The following is a 14,617-nucleotide window of genomic DNA, read 5'->3' as shown; positions in this document are numbered from 1 at the left end:
CGAGCCCGTCACCGCCCACCATTTTGGTCGATCAGTCCACCGGGACGCCGGGGCGGTTGAGCGCGGTGCGGATGACGAAGCTGGTCTTGACGCTCTCGACATTGGGGGCCGGGGTCAGCGCCGAGGTCAGGAAGCGCTGGAACTCCTGAAGATCATGAGCGACGACCTTGAGGATGAAGTCGATCTCGCCGTTGAGCATGTGACATTCGCGGACCTGGGGCAGCGCGGCGACATGTTGCTCAAAGGCCATCAGATCGGCTTCGGCTTGCGACTTGAGGCTGACCATGACGAACACGGTAATTGAATAGCCGAGCGCCGGGGCGTCGAGATCGGCGTGATAGCCGAGGATGGTGCCGTTCTCCTCCAGCGCGCGGACGCGGCGCAGGCAGGGGGGCGCGGTGAGGCCGGCGCGTTCGGCAAGCTCGACATTGGTGATGCGGCCCTCGGCTTGGAGGTGGCGCAGGATGACCCGGTCGATGTCATCGATAGGCAGCCGCGAGCGATGAACCATGGTAACTCCGTGTCGATACTGAGGGTGTTTACATAAGATTATTGCCGATTGGCGCAAGTCATTGCCGCAGGGCTGGATATTTCGTCGATCAGCGCTAACTGGTGCTGACAGGCAATCGGGAGCGATGGTGTGGCGGACGTGCGGGCGGTGAAGGTGTTGGTGATCGGATCGGGACCGGCCGGCTATACGGCGGCGATCTATGCGGCGCGCGCGGCGCTGGAGCCGGTGCTGATCGAAGGATTGCAGCCTGGAGGCCAGCTGACGATCACCACCGATGTCGAGAATTGGCCCGGCGATGTCAGCGTGCAGGGGCCGAATTTGATGATCCGGATGGCCGAGCAGGCCCGGCACGTCGGCGCCGAGGTGATCAGCGACATGGTGGCCAGCGTCGATCTCTCCCGCCGGCCCTTTGCGGTTGAGTGCGAATCGGGCGTGCGGTTCCTGGCCGACGCGCTGATCATCTGCACCGGTGCCAGCGCGCGTTGGCTCGGACTGGACAATGAGACGCGGCTGCGCGGCTTCGGGGTTTCAGCGTGCGCGACCTGCGACGGCTTCTTCTTCCGCGGCAAGACGGTGGCGGTGGTGGGCGGCGGCAATACCGCGGTCGAGGAGGCGCTGTTCCTGACCAACTTCGCCTCGCGCGTGCATCTGGTGCACCGCCGCGGCGAGCTGCGCGCCGACAAGACCAACCAGGCGCGGCTGGCGGCGAATCCCAAGATCGAGATGCACTGGTATGCCGAGGTTGCCGATGTGATCGGCGACGGCGGTGTGGATGCGGTGCGGCTGCGCGATACCCGCGACGGGAGTTTGCGCGACCTGGCGGTGGACGGCCTGTTCGTCGCGATCGGCCATGTGCCGGCGACCGGGCTTTTCCAGGGGCAACTGGCGATGGACGATGAGGGCTATATCGTGAAAGCGCCGGATTCGACGGCGACCTCGGTAAAGGGGGTATTCGCGGCGGGCGATGTGACCGACAAGGTGTTCAGGCAGGCGGTGACGGCAGCGGGGATGGGTTGCATGGCGGCGCTTGAGGCCGAGCGTTTTCTTGCGCATGGCGGCGGCTGAAGGAGGGGGAATGAACCTCGATTGGGAGAAGCTGCGGCTTTTCGAGACCGTCGCCGAGGCCGGCAGCTTCACCGAGGCGGCGCGGCGGCTGCATATCAGCCAGCCGGCGCTGTCCCGGCAGATCGCGGCGCTGGAGGGAGACCTGGGGGCCAAGCTGTTCCACCGCCATGCGCGGGGGCTGGCGATGACGCACGAGGGCGAGCAGCTGCGCCAGGCGACGCACGATATGCAGGATCGGCTCGAACGGGCGCGGCTGGCGATCGACGCGAGCCGGGACCGGCCGAGCGGCGAGATCCGGTTGACGACGACGGTGAGCTTCGGCTCGACTTGGCTGGCGCAGCAGCTGGGCGACTTCCTCGATCTCTATCCCGACATCACCATCAGGCTGCTGCTCGAGGACGATGATCTCGACCTGACCAAGCGCGAGGCCGATGTGGCGGTGCGCTTCCACCTGCCGCTCCAGTCCGAGCTGGTCCAGAAGCCGCTCTATGCGATCCGCCATTATCTATGCGCGGCGCCCGAATATCTGGCCAAACATGGGACACCGCGAACGATTGCCGATCTCGATGACCATCGGTTGATCGCCTATGGCGAGGCGGCGCCCGAGGTGCTGAAGAGCATCAACTGGGCGCTGGCGCTCGGCCATGACGGGGCGCCGCGCCAGCCCGGCCTGTCGATCAACAACAGCCATGGCGTGCTGCAGGCGGTGGAATCGGGGGCCGGCATCGCGGCGCTGCCGACCTATTTGATCCGCTTTTCCGGCAAGGTACGGATCGTGCTGCCCGAGATCGAGGGGCCGGTGTTCCGGACCTTCTTCACCTATCCGGCCGAGCTGCGACGGTCGTTGCGGGTGGCGGCGCTGCGCGACTTCCTGGGCAAGCGGATGACCGCGGCGAACCTCGATATCGACCGGCATGCGCTCGGTGCATAGCTGGCTTGCATTCTTGTGCGCTGCACAAAGATCGGGGTGAAGTGCATATCAGGGTCATCGCTGTCACAGACAGCACGTTCGGACGGCTTCTCCCCCCCTAGCCGCCGGACGTGGAACCGGATCGCCTCCCCCCCTGGCGACCGGTTCCTGGCCTGACACCTGCCGCTCCATCCCCCCGGAGCCCCTTGTGTCAGGCCAATATTTGGGCCGGGTCCACTCAGGTGGGCCCGGCCCATTTAGTTTCAGGCTCTTCTGATCTTCAGGATGGATATTTGACCGCGCAGCCATAGGGCTTGGTCTTGGCCGGAGCCGGGGTCTTGCCGGCCTGGACGGCGGCGAGCGCCGTGAGGGCGTAGTTGCGGCCTTCGAGTGCGTCCGACTCTTCGGCGGTGGGGCGATCGTTGATGGCGCCGTCATAGGCGAGCGTGCCGTCCGGGGCGACGACGAAAATCTGCGGCGTGGCCTTGGCGGCATAGAAGGTACCGACCGTACCCCGTGGATCGAGCAGGTAATGGCTGGGGCTGGTGCCGTCCGTCTGCATGCGGGCCTGGGCCTGCTTGCCGGTCATATGGCCCTGCTTGCCGGGAGCGCCGCTGTTGATGGTCAGCCATACGGCGCCCGCCTTCAGCGCCCTGGCCTGTGTCGCCTGCATGTTGCCGCTATCGTAATGGGCGCGGACGAACGGGCAGCCGGGGTTGGTCCATTCGAGAATGACGGTCTTGCCCTTGAAGTCGCCGAGGCTGACCGGCTTGCCGGCGGTATTGAGGAGCGTAAAGGCGGGGGCGGGCTGGCCGTTGACCGGGGCGGCCGAGGCGATGGCCGGCATGGTCATCCCGGCAGCGATCAGGGCATAGGGAAGGAAACGGTTCATCTAGGCACTCCGGCAATTGTCTTCCCCTGTTTTGGGGAGCCGGGGGTCAGGCTACAAGGCCGGTGAGCGCTTCCACGCTGAGCAGCTGGGGCAGTTCCTGCTCGCGGCCATCCGGGGCGTAATAGGTGTACACCGGGATGCCGGCGCGGCCATGCTCGGCGAGCCAGGCGGCGATCGCCGGGTCGGGGCGGGTCCAGTCGCCCCGCAGGACGGTAATGCCGCCGGCCTTGAACGCCTCGGCAACGCGCGGGCTGGCCATGGCGCCCTTCTCGTTGACCTTGCAGGTGATGCACCAGTCGGCGGTCATGTACAGGAACACCGGCTGGCGGGCGGCGCGAAGCTCGGCGAGTCGGGCGGGGGTATAGGGCTCGGCGTCGAGCTGGCTTGCGGTGGCGGCAGCGGCGGTTGGCGTGGCGGTGGGGATGAGGACAGCGGCAGCGACGATCACGGCGAGCGAGGCGGCGCCGGGAAGCCAGTTGGGCCGACCCTGGTGCTGGCGGCGGCCGAGCCACCAAAGCAGCAGGCCGAGGAGCACGGCGCCGGTGAGCCCGATGGCCATGCCGTCCGCGCCTGACTGGCGGCCGAGGACCCAGGCCAGCGCCAGTGCGGTGAGGAACATCGGCACCGACAATAGGGCACGCAGCCGGGCCATCCACGGACCGGGGCGGGGCAGGCGCCGCCGCAGCGCCGGCACAAAGCCGATGGCGAGGAAGGGCAGGGCGAGGCCGAAGCCGAGGCCGGCGAACACCAGCAGGCCGGCAGCGGGCGGCAGCACAAGCGCCGCGCCGAGCGCGCCGGCCATGAATGGCCCGGTGCAGGGCGTGGCGATGAAGGCGGCGAGCGCGCCGGTGGCGAAACTGCCGAGGCTGTCATCGCGCGCGGTGACCGATTGGCCGAGGCTGCCGCTGCCGAAATTGATCTCGAACAGGCCGGCGAGATTGAGCGCGATGGCGGTGACCAGCAGCAGCAGCAGGGCGATGACGCGCGGGTCCTGCAGCTGGAAGGCCCAGCCGATTTGCGAGCCGGCGGCGCGGAGCGCTAGGACGAGGCCGCCAAGCGCGGCGCAGATCAGGACGGTGCCGGCGGTATAGGCCAGCGCGTCGCCGCGAGCCTTGCCGGCGTCGACATTGCCCTTGGCCAGGCTGAGCGCCTTCAGGCTGAGAATCGGGAAGACGCAGGGCATGACATTGAGTAGCAGGCCGCCGAGGACGGCGAGGGCGAGGATGGGCAGCAGGTTGGTGGTGCTCGACTCGGTTCGTGTCGATAGCGGTACACCGGCGGCAGGGACGGGTCCGGGGCGGGCGGTGATGCTGAAGCCCAGCGGTTCGGGTTCGTCGATGCGGTCGATGCGGACGACGCCGGTGAGGGTGCCGTCGGCGGGGATATCGGGCGTGGCCGCCGCGCCGGTCTCGATCCGCAGCATGTCGCCACTGAGCGTGATCGACTGGGGTGCCGCATAATCGATGACGCCATCGGCATCGGGGAAGAAATGCACGGCCTTGACGCTGCCGGGGGCGGCGAAGGGGACGGCGAGGACGAAGCGGCCGTTCTCGAGCGTGTAGCGGATCGGCCAGTCGACGGCCTTGGGCAGGGCGGCCCGGGCGCGGGCGACGGCGGCGGCGCTGGCCGAGTCCGCCGCGCCGGTGCCGATGCTGGCGGAGAGGCTCAGCGTGGCGCCTTCAGGCACGCATTGCTCGTCCGAGCAGACCAGCCAGTCGGCCTTGACGGTAACCGGGAAGGGAGTGCCGGGGGCGAGACCGGCCGGCGGCACGATCTCCACGACCATCGCATTGGGGTGCGCATAGACATGGTTCATCAGCCCCGAAACCAGCAGCGTCTCGGGGACCGGGTAACGCGGCTCGGACGGGACTGGGGTGCCGGCGGGCAGCGTCCAGGCCAGCCGCGTGGGGGCACCGGCATCGCCAGGATTGGACCAGTAATTGTGCCAGCCCTGCTTGGGGCTGAGCAGAATCAGCGCTGTGACGGCCTTGCCGGCGGCGGGCTCGCGGCTTTCCAGGATAAGCTCGGCGCGGGTGTGGGGCAGGTCTGCAACCGGCTGGGCCGCGGCTGGCTGGGCCGTGACGGGCCCGCACAGGACCAGAGCTGCCAGGGCGAGCAGGAGACGAATCATGGCCGCGTTATGCGCGAGATGCAGGCGGCGGGGAAGCCATCGGGCGGCAGGCAGGGCGATAGACCGCGGCGCCGACAGCAAAAGGGCGCGCCGGGATGAACCGGCGCGCCCTGAGGAACCGAGGGAAGGAGGATCAGCGCTTCGAGAACTGGAAGCTGCGGCGGGCCTTGGCCTTGCCGTACTTCTTGCGCTCGACGACACGCGGATCGCGGGTGAGGAAGCCGGCCTGCTTGACGACGGTGCGCAGCGCGGGCTCGTAGCGGGTGAGGGCGACCGAGATGCCGTGCTTGACCGCACCGGCCTGGCCGGAGAGCCCGCCGCCGACGACGGTGCACATCACGTCATACTGGTCCCGGCGCTCGGCGATGTCGAACGGCTGGTTGATGACGAGGCGCAGGGTCGGACGGGCGAAATACACCGTCTGGTCCTTGCCGTTGACGATGATCTTGCCGGTGCCGGGCTTCAGCCAGACGCGGGCAATGGCGTTCTTGCGCTTGCCGGTGGCATAGGCACGGCCATAGGCATCGATTTCCTGCTCGCGGATCGGGGCGGGCGGGTTGCTGCTCTCGAGCCGGGTGCCGCTGGTGTCCTGGATGGTGCCGAGGTCGGCCAGGGACTGGCGCTGGTCGGTCTGGATGGTATCGCTCATTATTCAGCGGCCTTCTTCGCGAGGGTCGAGTTCTTTGGGTTCATGGCGGCTACGTCCAGCACCTCTGGGTTCTGGGCGGTGTGCGGGTGATCGGTGCCACCGAAGACACGCAGGTTGCGCATCTGCTGGCGGCCGAGCGGGCCGCGCGGGACCATCCGCTCGACAGCCTTGATCAGCACGCGCTCGGGAAAGCGGCCCTCAAGGATCTTGGCGGGCGAGGTTTCCTTGATGCCGCCCGGGTGGCCGGTGTGCCGGTAATAGCGCTTGTCCTGCGCCTTCTTGCCCGTGAAGCGGACCTTCTGGGCGTTGATAACGATGATGTTGTCACCGCAATCGACGTGGGGGGTGAAGCTCGCCTTGTGCTTGCCGCGCAGGCGGTTGGCGATCAGCGAGGCGAGGCGGCCGACGACGAGGCCTTCGGCATCGATGATGAGCCACTTCTTCTCGACTTCGGCCGGCTTGATGGAAGCCGTCTGGCGCGTGAGCAGCTTGGTCGACAATTTGGTTGTCATGGGTGAGTGTCCGCGTGTTGAAACGAGAGACGCCGGAGCGGCTGCCCCGGCGTGATGGCGCTCAAATGACGGATGCGGCGCTTTGCGTCAAGAAAATCCGCGCGTTCCCGATGTGGTAAAATAATACCGTATCAGACAGCATGGGCCTGGAGATGGCCGAGCGCGGTAATCTCAAGCGTTTTCGCGTGCGTGGCCTCGAGCACGACCTCGGGGGCGAAGCCGGCGCGGCGGGCTTCTTCCCATCGCGCGGCGCACAGGCACCAGCGGTCCCCGGGCTTGAGGCCGGGAAAGCCGAACTCGGGGCGCGAGGTCGAGAGATCGTTGCCAGCTGTACGGCTGAAGGCGAGGAACTCGGCCGTGACGATAGCGCAGACAGTGTGGAGGCCTTGGTCCTGCGCGTCGGTGTTGCAGCAGCCATCGCGGTACCAGCCGGTCATCGGGTTGGTACCGCAGGGGACGAGTGCCGTGCCAAGAACATTTAAGGGGCTCATGGGCGGCGCAGCGCATGGTGGGCGCCCCAGGTGGTGGCGGCAACGAGCAGCGCTGCACAGGCCTGATGGGCGACACCCAAAGGCAGCGCGACGCCGGACAGCACGGTGAGAACACCGAGGACGAACTGGGCGGTGACGGCGGCTGCCAGCGCTTGCGCCGGCCCCGAGGCGCCGATGGCCCAAAGGTGGCGGGTGAAGATGAGGGCGCCACCCAGCACCAGCACAGCGAGCGAACGGTGGAGAAAATGCACGGTGAACGGATCATCCACCCAGCCGGCGAGGCTGGCGGACAGGCCGGCGGGGACCAGCGCGCCGGCCATCAGCGGCCAGGTGTCAGAGGCATGGCCGGCGCGCAGGCCGGCGGTAAAAGCGCCCCAGATAATCTGCACGGAGAGCAGGGCCACAAAGGCCGGGATGAGGAGGCGACTGCGCGTACCCATGCCGAATGCCGGCCGGGATGTCGCCCGCAGATCGAGCGCAGTCCAGATGCAGCCGGCCATGATGGCGAGCGCGGTGGTCAGATGGACGGCGAGGCGGGTGTGGGCAACTTCGGTGCGGCCGACGAGCCCGGAGGAGACCATCCACCAGCCGATCGCGCCCTGCAGCCCGCCGAGCGCCAGCAGCGCCAGCAGCCTTGGCTTGTAGCCGGCGGGGATGCGCCCCTTGAGCCAGAACCACGCCAGCGGCAGCGCGAAGGCGAGGCCGATGAGGCGACCGAGCAGCCGGTGCAGATATTCCCAGAAGAAAATGCCTTTGAACGCGGCGAGGCTCATGCCGTGGTTCATCAGCTTATATTGCGAGCTGGCCTTGTAGGCCTTGAATTCGGCCTGCCAGGCGGCGTCCGAAAGCGGCGGTAGCGTGCCGGTCACGACATCCCAGCGGACGATGCTGAGCCCCGACTCGGTCAGCCGGGTGATGCCGCCGACGACGACCATGACGAAGACCAGTGCCGAGACGGCGAACAGCCAGTTGGCCACGGCGCGTGGACGGGCCGTGGGGATTGACCGGACGGTGGCCGGTGATGCAGGGGCGAGACTTGCCACAGCCGCTCCTTGCCGGAAACCGCCATGGGCTTCAACGTCGGGATCGTCGCGGCGGAATTTCGCTTGCGAGCGTTCATGAGACAATGTAACACCTCGCCGGTGAATTCACCACATTCGCCTCTCCTGGACCGGCTTGCCATTTTCCTTTCGGGGTTGTGCCTGGTCCATTGCCTGCTCGGCGCGCTGCTGGTTGCGTCGATGGCGGTGGCTGGCAACATGCTTAGCCATGAGGTGCATGTCGTCGGGCTGATGCTGGCGTTGCCGCTGGCGGTGCTGGCATTGTGGCGCGGGGTGCGGGTGCACGGACGGCTGGGCATCGTGCTGGTCGGCGTGATCGGTATCGGGTTTCTCAGCGCGTCGATCTTCATGCCGCATTCCGAGGAAACCGAGATCATGCTGTCGGTCGCCGGCGTCGTCGTGCTGGGCGCGGCGCATGTTCTCAACCTGCGGGCAACGCGCGGCTGAGGCCGAACCATCCGCCGATATTGCCTTGAGAAGGGGAAAGGCCGATATGAGGATGATGGTTCCTGGCTCTTCCCTCACGGCTGCGGCGCCGCCGCTTCTTCCCCCCGGACATCATCATCATGACCGGGAGGGTCCGGCACTGGCTGCGGCTGCCGAGGGGGCCTTGCGTCAGGCCGGAGAGCAGTGGACGCCGATGCGCGCCGCAGTGTTCTCGGCGCTGGCCGGGTTCGACCGGCCGGCAAGCGCCTATGACGTGACCGATGCGGTGAGTGTGGCGCAGGGTCGCAGGGTGGCGGCCAACAGCGTCTACCGTATCCTCGATCTGTTCGTGGCGTCCAATGTGGCGATGCGGGTGGAGAGTGCAAACGCCTACATTGCCAATGCCCATCCCGGCTGCCGGCACGACTGCGTGTTCCTGGTCTGCGATGACTGCGGCAAGGCAGTGCATCTAGATGACGATGGGCTCGGTGGGCGGTTGCGCGACCAAGCGGCGGCGCGGGGCTTTCTGGCCGACAAGCCGATCATCGAATTGCGCGGCAGGTGCGCAGATTGCCGGGCCGCCGCGGACGCCGGCGTGACGACCGGCGGCGATGCGGACGGGTGACAGCGACCTGTTCTGGCGCTAGCAGTGTGGTTTGTGCTGCAATAATATTGGCGGACTTGTGACCCAGCGACCCGACACGCCCTTGCTCGATACGGTGCATGTGCCCGCCGACCTGCGCGGCTTCAGCCATGCGCAGCTGCGTCAGGTGGCGGATGAATTGCGCACCGAGATGATCGACGCCGTGTCGACCACAGGTGGCCATCTCGGCGCCGGGCTGGGCGTGATCGAGCTGACGGTGGCCTTGCACCATGTTTTCAACACCCCGGACGACCGGCTGATCTGGGACGTCGGCCATCAGGCCTATCCGCACAAGATCCTGACCGGTCGGCGCGACCGCATCCGCACGCTGCGGCAGGGGGGCGGGCTGTCCGGCTTCACGAAGCGGTCCGAGAGCGAATATGATCCCTTCGGCGCCGCGCACAGCTCGACGTCGATTTCGGCGGCGCTGGGCTTCGCGGTGGCAAACAAGCTGCAGGGGCGGCCGGGCAAGGCGATCGCTGTGATTGGCGACGGCGCCATGTCGGCGGGCATGGCCTATGAGGCGATGAACAATGCGGCCCAGGCCGGCAACCGGCTGGTGGTGATCCTCAACGATAATGACATGTCGATCGCGCCGCCGGTGGGGGCTCTATCCGCCTATCTGGCGCGGCTGTTGTCGTCCCGGTCCTTCCTCGAGCTTCGCGAGGCGATGAAGCAGTTGGCGCGCAAGGCGCTGCCCAAGCCGCTGGTGCAGGCAGCCCGGCGGGCCGACGAATATGCGCGCGGCATGGCTCAGGGCGGCGGCACGCTGTTCGAGGAGCTGGGCTTCTATTATGTCGGGCCGATCGACGGGCATAATCTCGAACATCTGCTGCCGGTTCTGGAGAATGTCCGGGATGCGGCCGAGGGGCCGATCCTCGTCCATGTCGTGACGCAGAAGGGCAAGGGCTACGCGCCGGCCGAAGCGGCGGCGGACAAATATCATGGTGTCGTCAAGTTCGACGTGGTGTCGGGCGCGCAGTTCAAGGCCAAGCCGTCGGCGCCGCAGTATCAGAATGTATTCGGCGATGCGCTGATCGAGGAAGCCCGGCGCGATCCGACGATCGTCGGGATTACCGCGGCAATGCCGTCCGGCACCGGGATCGACCGGTTCGCCAAGGCCTTTCCCGACCGGACGTTCGACGTCGGCATCGCCGAGCAGCATGCGGTAACCTTTGCCGCCGGGCTGGCAGCGCAAGGGATGCGGCCGTTCTGCGCGATCTATTCGACCTTCCTGCAGCGTGCCTATGATCAGGTCGTACATGATGTGGCGATCCAGAACCTGCCGGTGCGCTTCGCCATCGACCGCGCCGGACTTGTGGGGGCCGATGGCTCGACCCATGCCGGCAGCTTCGACGTGACCTATCTGGCAACACTGCCAAACTTCGTGGTTATGGCAGCGGCCGACGAGGCTGAGCTGGTGCACATGGTGCACACGGCGGCGCTGCATGACAGCGGGCCGATTGCCGTGCGCTATCCGCGTGGCGAGGGCATCGGGGTGGCGCTGCCGGCGGTGCCGGAGCGGCTCGAGATCGGCAAGGGCCGGATCGTCCGCGAGGGCAAGACGGTGGCGATCCTGTCTTTGGGCACCCGGCTGGGCGAGGCGCTGAAGGCGGCGGATGAGCTGGAGCGCAAGGGCATCTCGACGACAGTGGCCGACCTGCGCTTCGCCAAGCCGCTCGACCATGAAATGATCCGCAAGCTGGCAGCGACGCATGAGGTGCTGGTGACGGTCGAGGAGGGTGCGATCGGCGGCTTCGGCGCGCATGTGCTGACCTGGCTGTCCGACGAGGGCCTGACTGACGCCGGGCTGAAGGTGCGGACGATGCGACTGCCCGATCTGTTCCAGGAGCATGAGAATCCGGCGAAGCAATATGCCGAAGCACGGCTCGATGCCCCGGCGATCGTCGAAACGGTTCTTGAGGCGTTGCGCTTCAATTCGGTGGGCATTGCCGAGGTGTCGCGCGCCTGATCGAAGGCGGCTGTGGCACATTATCGCCTGATGGCCAGGACTGCGCTTTGCTGATCGACCTTGCCGGCTTTCTCGCCTAATCGGCTGCGATGACAATGGCCCCTAGTGTTGTTGCCCGGCAGCCGACGCTGGGTGAATATCTTCTGCTCGGCGCGCTGACGGCGTTCGGGGCGATGACCATCGACCTGTATCTGCCTGCCTTGCCGGCAATCGCGCGCGACTTTGCGGTGACGCCGGCGGTGGTGCAGCTGACGCTGACGGCGTTCTTCATCGGCATGGCGCTGGGGCAGCTGGTCTATGGGCCGGTGAGTGACCGGGTGGGGCGGCGGCCGACGATCATCTTCGGCTGCGCGCTCTATGTGGCCGCCAGCATTGCCTGCGCCTTGGCGCCGTCGATCGAGCTGATGGTGACGGCGCGGTTCGTGCAGGCGCTGGGCTGCTGCTCGGGGATGGTGGTGGTGCGTGCGGTGGTGCGGGACCGCTATGACCATGGCGAATCGGCGCGGATTTTCTCGCTGCTGATGCTGGTCCTGGCGGTGGCGCCGCTGTTCGCGCCGGCCCTGGGCAGCTGGCTGGTGATGATTCTCGACTGGCGGGCGGTGTTCTATGCGCTGGCCCTGTTCGGCGCGGCGCTGCTGCTGATGGTGTGGGCGCGGCTCGACGAAAGCCGGTCGGCGGCGACAGCGGCGACGGCGCGCGGTGAAGGCATATTGGCAAGCTATTGGGACGTGATGGGGCAAAGGCGTGTGATCGGCTACATGCTGGTCGGCGCGGCCAATGGCGCGACATTGTTCGCCTATATCTCGACAACGCCGGACCTGATGATCGAGACCTGGGGCTATAGCGCCTGGGAATTCAGCGTGGTGTTTGCGCTGATCGCCATCGGGCTGATCAGCGCTGCGCAGGTCAATCGCTGGGTGTTGTTGCATCGCACGCCCGACTGGGTGCTGGGCATGGCGACATTGGTGTCGCTCATTCTAGGGGTGGTGCTGCTGGCGGTGGTGGCGGCCGATGCGTCGCCACCGGTCATTCTCGTTGCGGTGGCCGCTGTGCTGGCCTCCAACGGCTTTGTCGGCTCCAATGCGATGGCCGGCGCGCTCAGCGTCGACCCGCTTCGCGCCGGCACGGTCTCCGGTCTGCTGGGGGCGGCGACCTTTGCGATGGGCGCCTTGTCCTCGGCGGTGGCAGCCGCGCTGCATGACGGTACGGCGATGCCGCTGGCGATCACGCTGATGGCAGCGCTGATCCTGGCGGTGACCAGCTATTACGGACTGGCGCGGCCCCGGGCCGGCGATCAGTCCAGACGATAGGCATAGGGCTCGGTACGGGCGGCGGCGGTCTGCCAGGCTGGGCGGGCCTGGAGACGCCGGGCATAGGCCTCCAGCGTGGGGAAATGCGCCCCGAGGCCCTGTTTGGCGGCCAGCTCGGCAACGAAGCTCATCATGATGTCGGCGCCGGAAAGCTGGTTTTCGACGAGCCAGTCCCTGTCGCCCAGTTCGGCGGCGAAATAGGCGAGGTGGCTGCCGATCTGCTCCTCGATGCGTGGCGCCAGCGGGGCGGCGGCCTCGCCAAGGCGGCTTGTGTATAGCGCCAGCAGGAACGGCAACATCGCTGACCCCTCGGCGAAGTGCAGCCACATCAGATAGCCCTCATGGGCCGGGGTGCCGGGCGCGGGCATCAGCCGGCCATTGCCGTAGCGGCGCAGGATGTAGTCGATGATGGCGCCCGATTCGACGATGATCTGGCCGTCATCCTCGAGCACAGGGGATTTGCCGAGCGGATGGATGGCCTTGAGGGTCGGCGGGGCGAGGCTGGTGGTGGCGTCGCGCTGGTAGCTTTTGACCTCGTACTCGAGGCCGAGTTCTTCGAGCAACCAGAGTATGCGCTGCGAGCGGCTGTTGTTGAGATGATGGACGGTGAGCATGGCGGGGCCTTTCCTGCGGCAGGGCGTCAGCCTAGGCTGGGGTCATGACGATTGTAATCCCCGAAGACGAACTGGAAGAGCGGTTCGTCCGGGCCTCCGGGCCGGGGGGGCAGAATGTCAACAAGGTCAGCACGGCGGTGCAATTGCGCTTCGATGTGCGCCGCTCGCCGAGCCTGCCCGATGATGTGGCGGTGCGGCTGATGCGGCTGGCCGGCAGCCGGTTGACCAATGATGGTGTGCTGGTGATCGAGGCGCAGCGGTTTCGCACGCAGGACCGCAACCGCACGGATGCACGCGAACGATTGGCGGCGCTGGTCGCCGCGGCCGAGGTGCGGCCGGTGAAGCGCCGGCCGACGCGGCCGACTCGCGCGTCCGGCGAACGTCGGCTGGCCGGGAAGGCCGTGCGGGCGGGAGTGAAATCGGGCCGGGGACGGGTGCGGAACGACGACTGATTCTGCGCGGGGGGTCTTCAAACTTTGGTTCGGGAACCTTATCTTTAGCCGGTGGTTGTACACTTCAACCGGGCACGAAAGGATTTGGCATGGCTGTTAACAAAGATACCCTTGAAGGCAACTTCGATCAGGCAGTTGGCAAGGGCGAAGAATTCATCGGCAATGCCGTCGGCGACACCCAGACCCAGGTCGATGGTTCGATCCGCGATCTGAAGGGCAAGGCGCAGGAAGCTTATGGCAAGGCGCGTGACGTTTATGGCAAGGCCAGCGAGACCGTCAAGGAATGGGCCGACCATGCTCCCGAGCAGGTTCGCGAAGCACGCGAGAAGGCGGCTCGGGCTGCCGAGGAAGCCAGCAGCAAGGTCCGTCACACTGTGCAGGAGCAGCCGTTGGCAACGCTCGCCGGTGGCATTGCGCTCGGCTTCGTCGTCGGCTGGCTGATCAACAGCCGCAAGTAAACGCGGGGCATTGTTTCATGGGCCCTCGGTGGCTGGCGCCTGTAACGCCAGCCACCGAGGGCCTTTTACGTTAATGGTGGTCAGGCGTCGCCATCAACTCGATCAGCACGCCGCCGGTATCCCGCGGGTGAACGAAAATGACGGGGACGCCATGGGCACCGATGCGCGGCTCGCCGGTCCCGAGCACGGTGGCGCCGCGTTCCCGCATCGCATCGCGAGCGGCGATGATGTCCGCCACTTCGAAACAGACATGATGCTGGCCGCCATTGGGGTTCTTGCGGAGGAAGCCATGCATGGGGCTGTCCTCGCCAAGGGGCTCGATCAGCTCGAGCTGGCTGTTGGCGACATCGATGAAGGCGACGCGGACGCCCTGGGCGGGGAGATCGAAAGCCGGGGTGCTGAGCGTGGCACCGAACAGGGTCTCGTACATGGCCACAGTGGCATCGATGCTGACGCAGGCAATGCCGACATGGTTGAGGCGGCCCAGAAGAAGGGGAGGCAAGGCATTGGTGTCGGTCAT

At 66.8% G+C, this 14,617-nt stretch carries 17 protein-coding genes; 8 read left to right on the top strand and 9 right to left on the bottom strand.

From position 1 onward, the window contains the following. Positions 1-31: 31 nt before the first annotated feature. Positions 32-511: an Lrp/AsnC family transcriptional regulator gene (locus tag ACTIFJ_RS04440; protein ID WP_439532882.1), complete on the bottom strand. Its 480-nt coding sequence runs from the start codon at positions 509-511 to the stop codon at positions 32-34. 129 nt (positions 512-640) lie between these two features. On the opposite strand from ACTIFJ_RS04440, the gene trxB reads away from it, so the two are divergent. Further along, positions 641-1,576: a thioredoxin-disulfide reductase gene (gene trxB, locus ACTIFJ_RS04435; protein WP_439532881.1), complete on the top strand. Its 936-nt coding sequence runs from the start codon at positions 641-643 to the stop codon at positions 1,574-1,576. A 10-nt stretch (positions 1,577-1,586) separates the two neighbouring features. Further along, positions 1,587-2,507 carry a LysR family transcriptional regulator gene (locus tag ACTIFJ_RS04430; protein WP_439532880.1) on the top strand — a complete coding sequence of 307 codons (921 nt, stop codon included), beginning with the start codon at positions 1,587-1,589 and terminating at the stop codon, positions 2,505-2,507. A 259-nt stretch (positions 2,508-2,766) separates the two neighbouring features. On the opposite strand, the gene ACTIFJ_RS04425 is transcribed toward ACTIFJ_RS04430, so the two are convergent. The 6 genes from ACTIFJ_RS04425 to ACTIFJ_RS04400 all read right to left on the bottom strand — a co-directional run bounded on the left by ACTIFJ_RS04425 (position 2,767) and on the right by ACTIFJ_RS04400 (position 8,204). Continuing rightward, a complete protein-coding gene (locus ACTIFJ_RS04425) occupies positions 2,767-3,378 on the bottom strand; it encodes a redoxin domain-containing protein (RefSeq protein ID WP_439532879.1) in 612 nt (203 codons plus the stop codon). A 46-nt stretch (positions 3,379-3,424) separates the two neighbouring features. Further along, on the bottom strand, positions 3,425-5,509 hold the full coding sequence (locus ACTIFJ_RS04420) for a protein-disulfide reductase DsbD family protein (RefSeq protein ID WP_439532878.1): 2,085 nt from the start codon (positions 5,507-5,509) through the stop codon (positions 3,425-3,427). A gap of 133 nt (positions 5,510-5,642) precedes the next feature. Then, the gene (gene rpsI / locus ACTIFJ_RS04415; protein ID WP_439532877.1) at positions 5,643-6,158 is read right to left on the bottom strand and encodes a 30S ribosomal protein S9; all 516 of its coding nucleotides are present in this window, start codon (positions 6,156-6,158) and stop codon (positions 5,643-5,645) included. Continuing rightward, positions 6,158-6,646: a 50S ribosomal protein L13 gene (rplM, locus tag ACTIFJ_RS04410; RefSeq protein ID WP_439532884.1), complete on the bottom strand. Its 489-nt coding sequence runs from the start codon at positions 6,644-6,646 to the stop codon at positions 6,158-6,160. Before rplM ends, rpsI begins: the two co-directional genes overlap by 1 nt. Positions 6,647-6,801: 155 nt before the next feature. Continuing rightward, the gene (locus tag ACTIFJ_RS04405; protein ID WP_439532876.1) at positions 6,802-7,161 is read right to left on the bottom strand and encodes a DUF2237 family protein; all 360 of its coding nucleotides are present in this window, start codon (positions 7,159-7,161) and stop codon (positions 6,802-6,804) included. Beyond that, complete coding sequence (locus ACTIFJ_RS04400; protein ID WP_439532875.1) at positions 7,158-8,204, bottom strand: COX15/CtaA family protein; 1,047 nt, start codon at positions 8,202-8,204, stop codon at positions 7,158-7,160. Before ACTIFJ_RS04400 ends, ACTIFJ_RS04405 begins: the two co-directional genes overlap by 4 nt. A 99-nt stretch (positions 8,205-8,303) precedes the next feature. Between ACTIFJ_RS04400 and ACTIFJ_RS04395 the strand changes: the two genes are divergently transcribed. From ACTIFJ_RS04395 to ACTIFJ_RS04380, 4 genes are all read left to right on the top strand, one after another. Further along, positions 8,304-8,669 (top strand): MerC domain-containing protein, encoded by a 366-nt coding sequence (locus ACTIFJ_RS04395; protein ID WP_439532874.1) that lies wholly within the window; start codon positions 8,304-8,306, stop codon positions 8,667-8,669. Between the two features lie 55 nt (positions 8,670-8,724). Further along, entirely contained in the window at positions 8,725-9,273 is a 549-nt protein-coding gene (locus ACTIFJ_RS04390) for a Fur family transcriptional regulator (protein ID WP_439532873.1), read from the top strand. Between the two features lie 58 nt (positions 9,274-9,331). After that, the gene (gene dxs, locus ACTIFJ_RS04385) at positions 9,332-11,263 is read left to right on the top strand and encodes a 1-deoxy-D-xylulose-5-phosphate synthase (protein ID WP_439532872.1); all 1,932 of its coding nucleotides are present in this window, start codon (positions 9,332-9,334) and stop codon (positions 11,261-11,263) included. A gap of 95 nt (positions 11,264-11,358) precedes the next feature. Next, positions 11,359-12,573 carry a multidrug effflux MFS transporter gene (locus ACTIFJ_RS04380; protein WP_439532871.1) on the top strand — a complete coding sequence of 405 codons (1,215 nt, stop codon included), beginning with the start codon at positions 11,359-11,361 and terminating at the stop codon, positions 12,571-12,573. Here the strand turns inward: ACTIFJ_RS04380 and ACTIFJ_RS04375 are convergent. Further along, on the bottom strand, positions 12,558-13,187 hold the full coding sequence (locus ACTIFJ_RS04375; protein WP_439532870.1) for a glutathione S-transferase family protein: 630 nt from the start codon (positions 13,185-13,187) through the stop codon (positions 12,558-12,560). The two genes, ACTIFJ_RS04380 and ACTIFJ_RS04375, sit on opposite strands and share 16 nt — an antisense overlap. Positions 13,188-13,231: 44 nt before the next feature. On the opposite strand from ACTIFJ_RS04375, the gene arfB reads away from it, so the two are divergent. Both arfB and ACTIFJ_RS04365 read left to right on the top strand, forming a co-directional pair. Continuing rightward, positions 13,232-13,639 carry an alternative ribosome rescue aminoacyl-tRNA hydrolase ArfB gene (gene arfB, locus ACTIFJ_RS04370; protein ID WP_439532869.1) on the top strand — a complete coding sequence of 136 codons (408 nt, stop codon included), beginning with the start codon at positions 13,232-13,234 and terminating at the stop codon, positions 13,637-13,639. 89 nt (positions 13,640-13,728) lie between these two features. Then, the gene (locus tag ACTIFJ_RS04365; protein ID WP_439532868.1) at positions 13,729-14,097 is read left to right on the top strand and encodes a CsbD family protein; all 369 of its coding nucleotides are present in this window, start codon (positions 13,729-13,731) and stop codon (positions 14,095-14,097) included. A 70-nt stretch (positions 14,098-14,167) separates the two neighbouring features. Here ACTIFJ_RS04365 and mce read toward each other — a convergent pair whose 3' ends face one another. Beyond that, the gene (gene mce, locus ACTIFJ_RS04360) at positions 14,168-14,617 is read right to left on the bottom strand and encodes a methylmalonyl-CoA epimerase (protein ID WP_439532867.1); all 450 of its coding nucleotides are present in this window, start codon (positions 14,615-14,617) and stop codon (positions 14,168-14,170) included.

This window comes from Polymorphobacter sp. (assembly GCF_051860865.1).
Taxonomy (GTDB): domain Bacteria; phylum Pseudomonadota; class Alphaproteobacteria; order Sphingomonadales; family Sphingomonadaceae; genus Sandarakinorhabdus.
This window is presented reverse-complemented; position numbering and strand designations above follow the sequence as displayed.

What these genes read in the sequence shown, in the direction of transcription:
- ACTIFJ_RS04375 (WP_439532870.1), bottom strand. Translation starts at nt 13,187, where the DNA reads ATGCTCACCGTCCATCATCTCAACAACAGCCGCTCGCAGCGCATACTC.
- ACTIFJ_RS04440 (WP_439532882.1), bottom strand. Translation starts at nt 511, where the DNA reads ATGGTTCATCGCTCGCGGCTGCCTATCGATGACATCGACCGGGTCATC.
- ACTIFJ_RS04380 (WP_439532871.1), top strand. Translation starts at nt 11,359, where the DNA reads ATGGCCCCTAGTGTTGTTGCCCGGCAGCCGACGCTGGGTGAATATCTT.
- ACTIFJ_RS04405 (WP_439532876.1), bottom strand. Translation starts at nt 7,161, where the DNA reads ATGAGCCCCTTAAATGTTCTTGGCACGGCACTCGTCCCCTGCGGTACC.
- ACTIFJ_RS04430 (WP_439532880.1), top strand. Translation starts at nt 1,587, where the DNA reads ATGAACCTCGATTGGGAGAAGCTGCGGCTTTTCGAGACCGTCGCCGAG.
- ACTIFJ_RS04425 (WP_439532879.1), bottom strand. Translation starts at nt 3,378, where the DNA reads ATGAACCGTTTCCTTCCCTATGCCCTGATCGCTGCCGGGATGACCATG.
- ACTIFJ_RS04365 (WP_439532868.1), top strand. Translation starts at nt 13,729, where the DNA reads ATGGCTGTTAACAAAGATACCCTTGAAGGCAACTTCGATCAGGCAGTT.
- rpsI (WP_439532877.1), bottom strand. Translation starts at nt 6,158, where the DNA reads ATGAGCGATACCATCCAGACCGACCAGCGCCAGTCCCTGGCCGACCTC.
- arfB (WP_439532869.1), top strand. Translation starts at nt 13,232, where the DNA reads ATGACGATTGTAATCCCCGAAGACGAACTGGAAGAGCGGTTCGTCCGG.
- ACTIFJ_RS04420 (WP_439532878.1), bottom strand. Translation starts at nt 5,509, where the DNA reads ATGATTCGTCTCCTGCTCGCCCTGGCAGCTCTGGTCCTGTGCGGGCCC.
- ACTIFJ_RS04390 (WP_439532873.1), top strand. Translation starts at nt 8,725, where the DNA reads ATGGTTCCTGGCTCTTCCCTCACGGCTGCGGCGCCGCCGCTTCTTCCC.
- mce (WP_439532867.1), bottom strand. Translation starts at nt 14,617, where the DNA reads ATGACCGACACCAATGCCTTGCCTCCCCTTCTTCTGGGCCGCCTCAAC.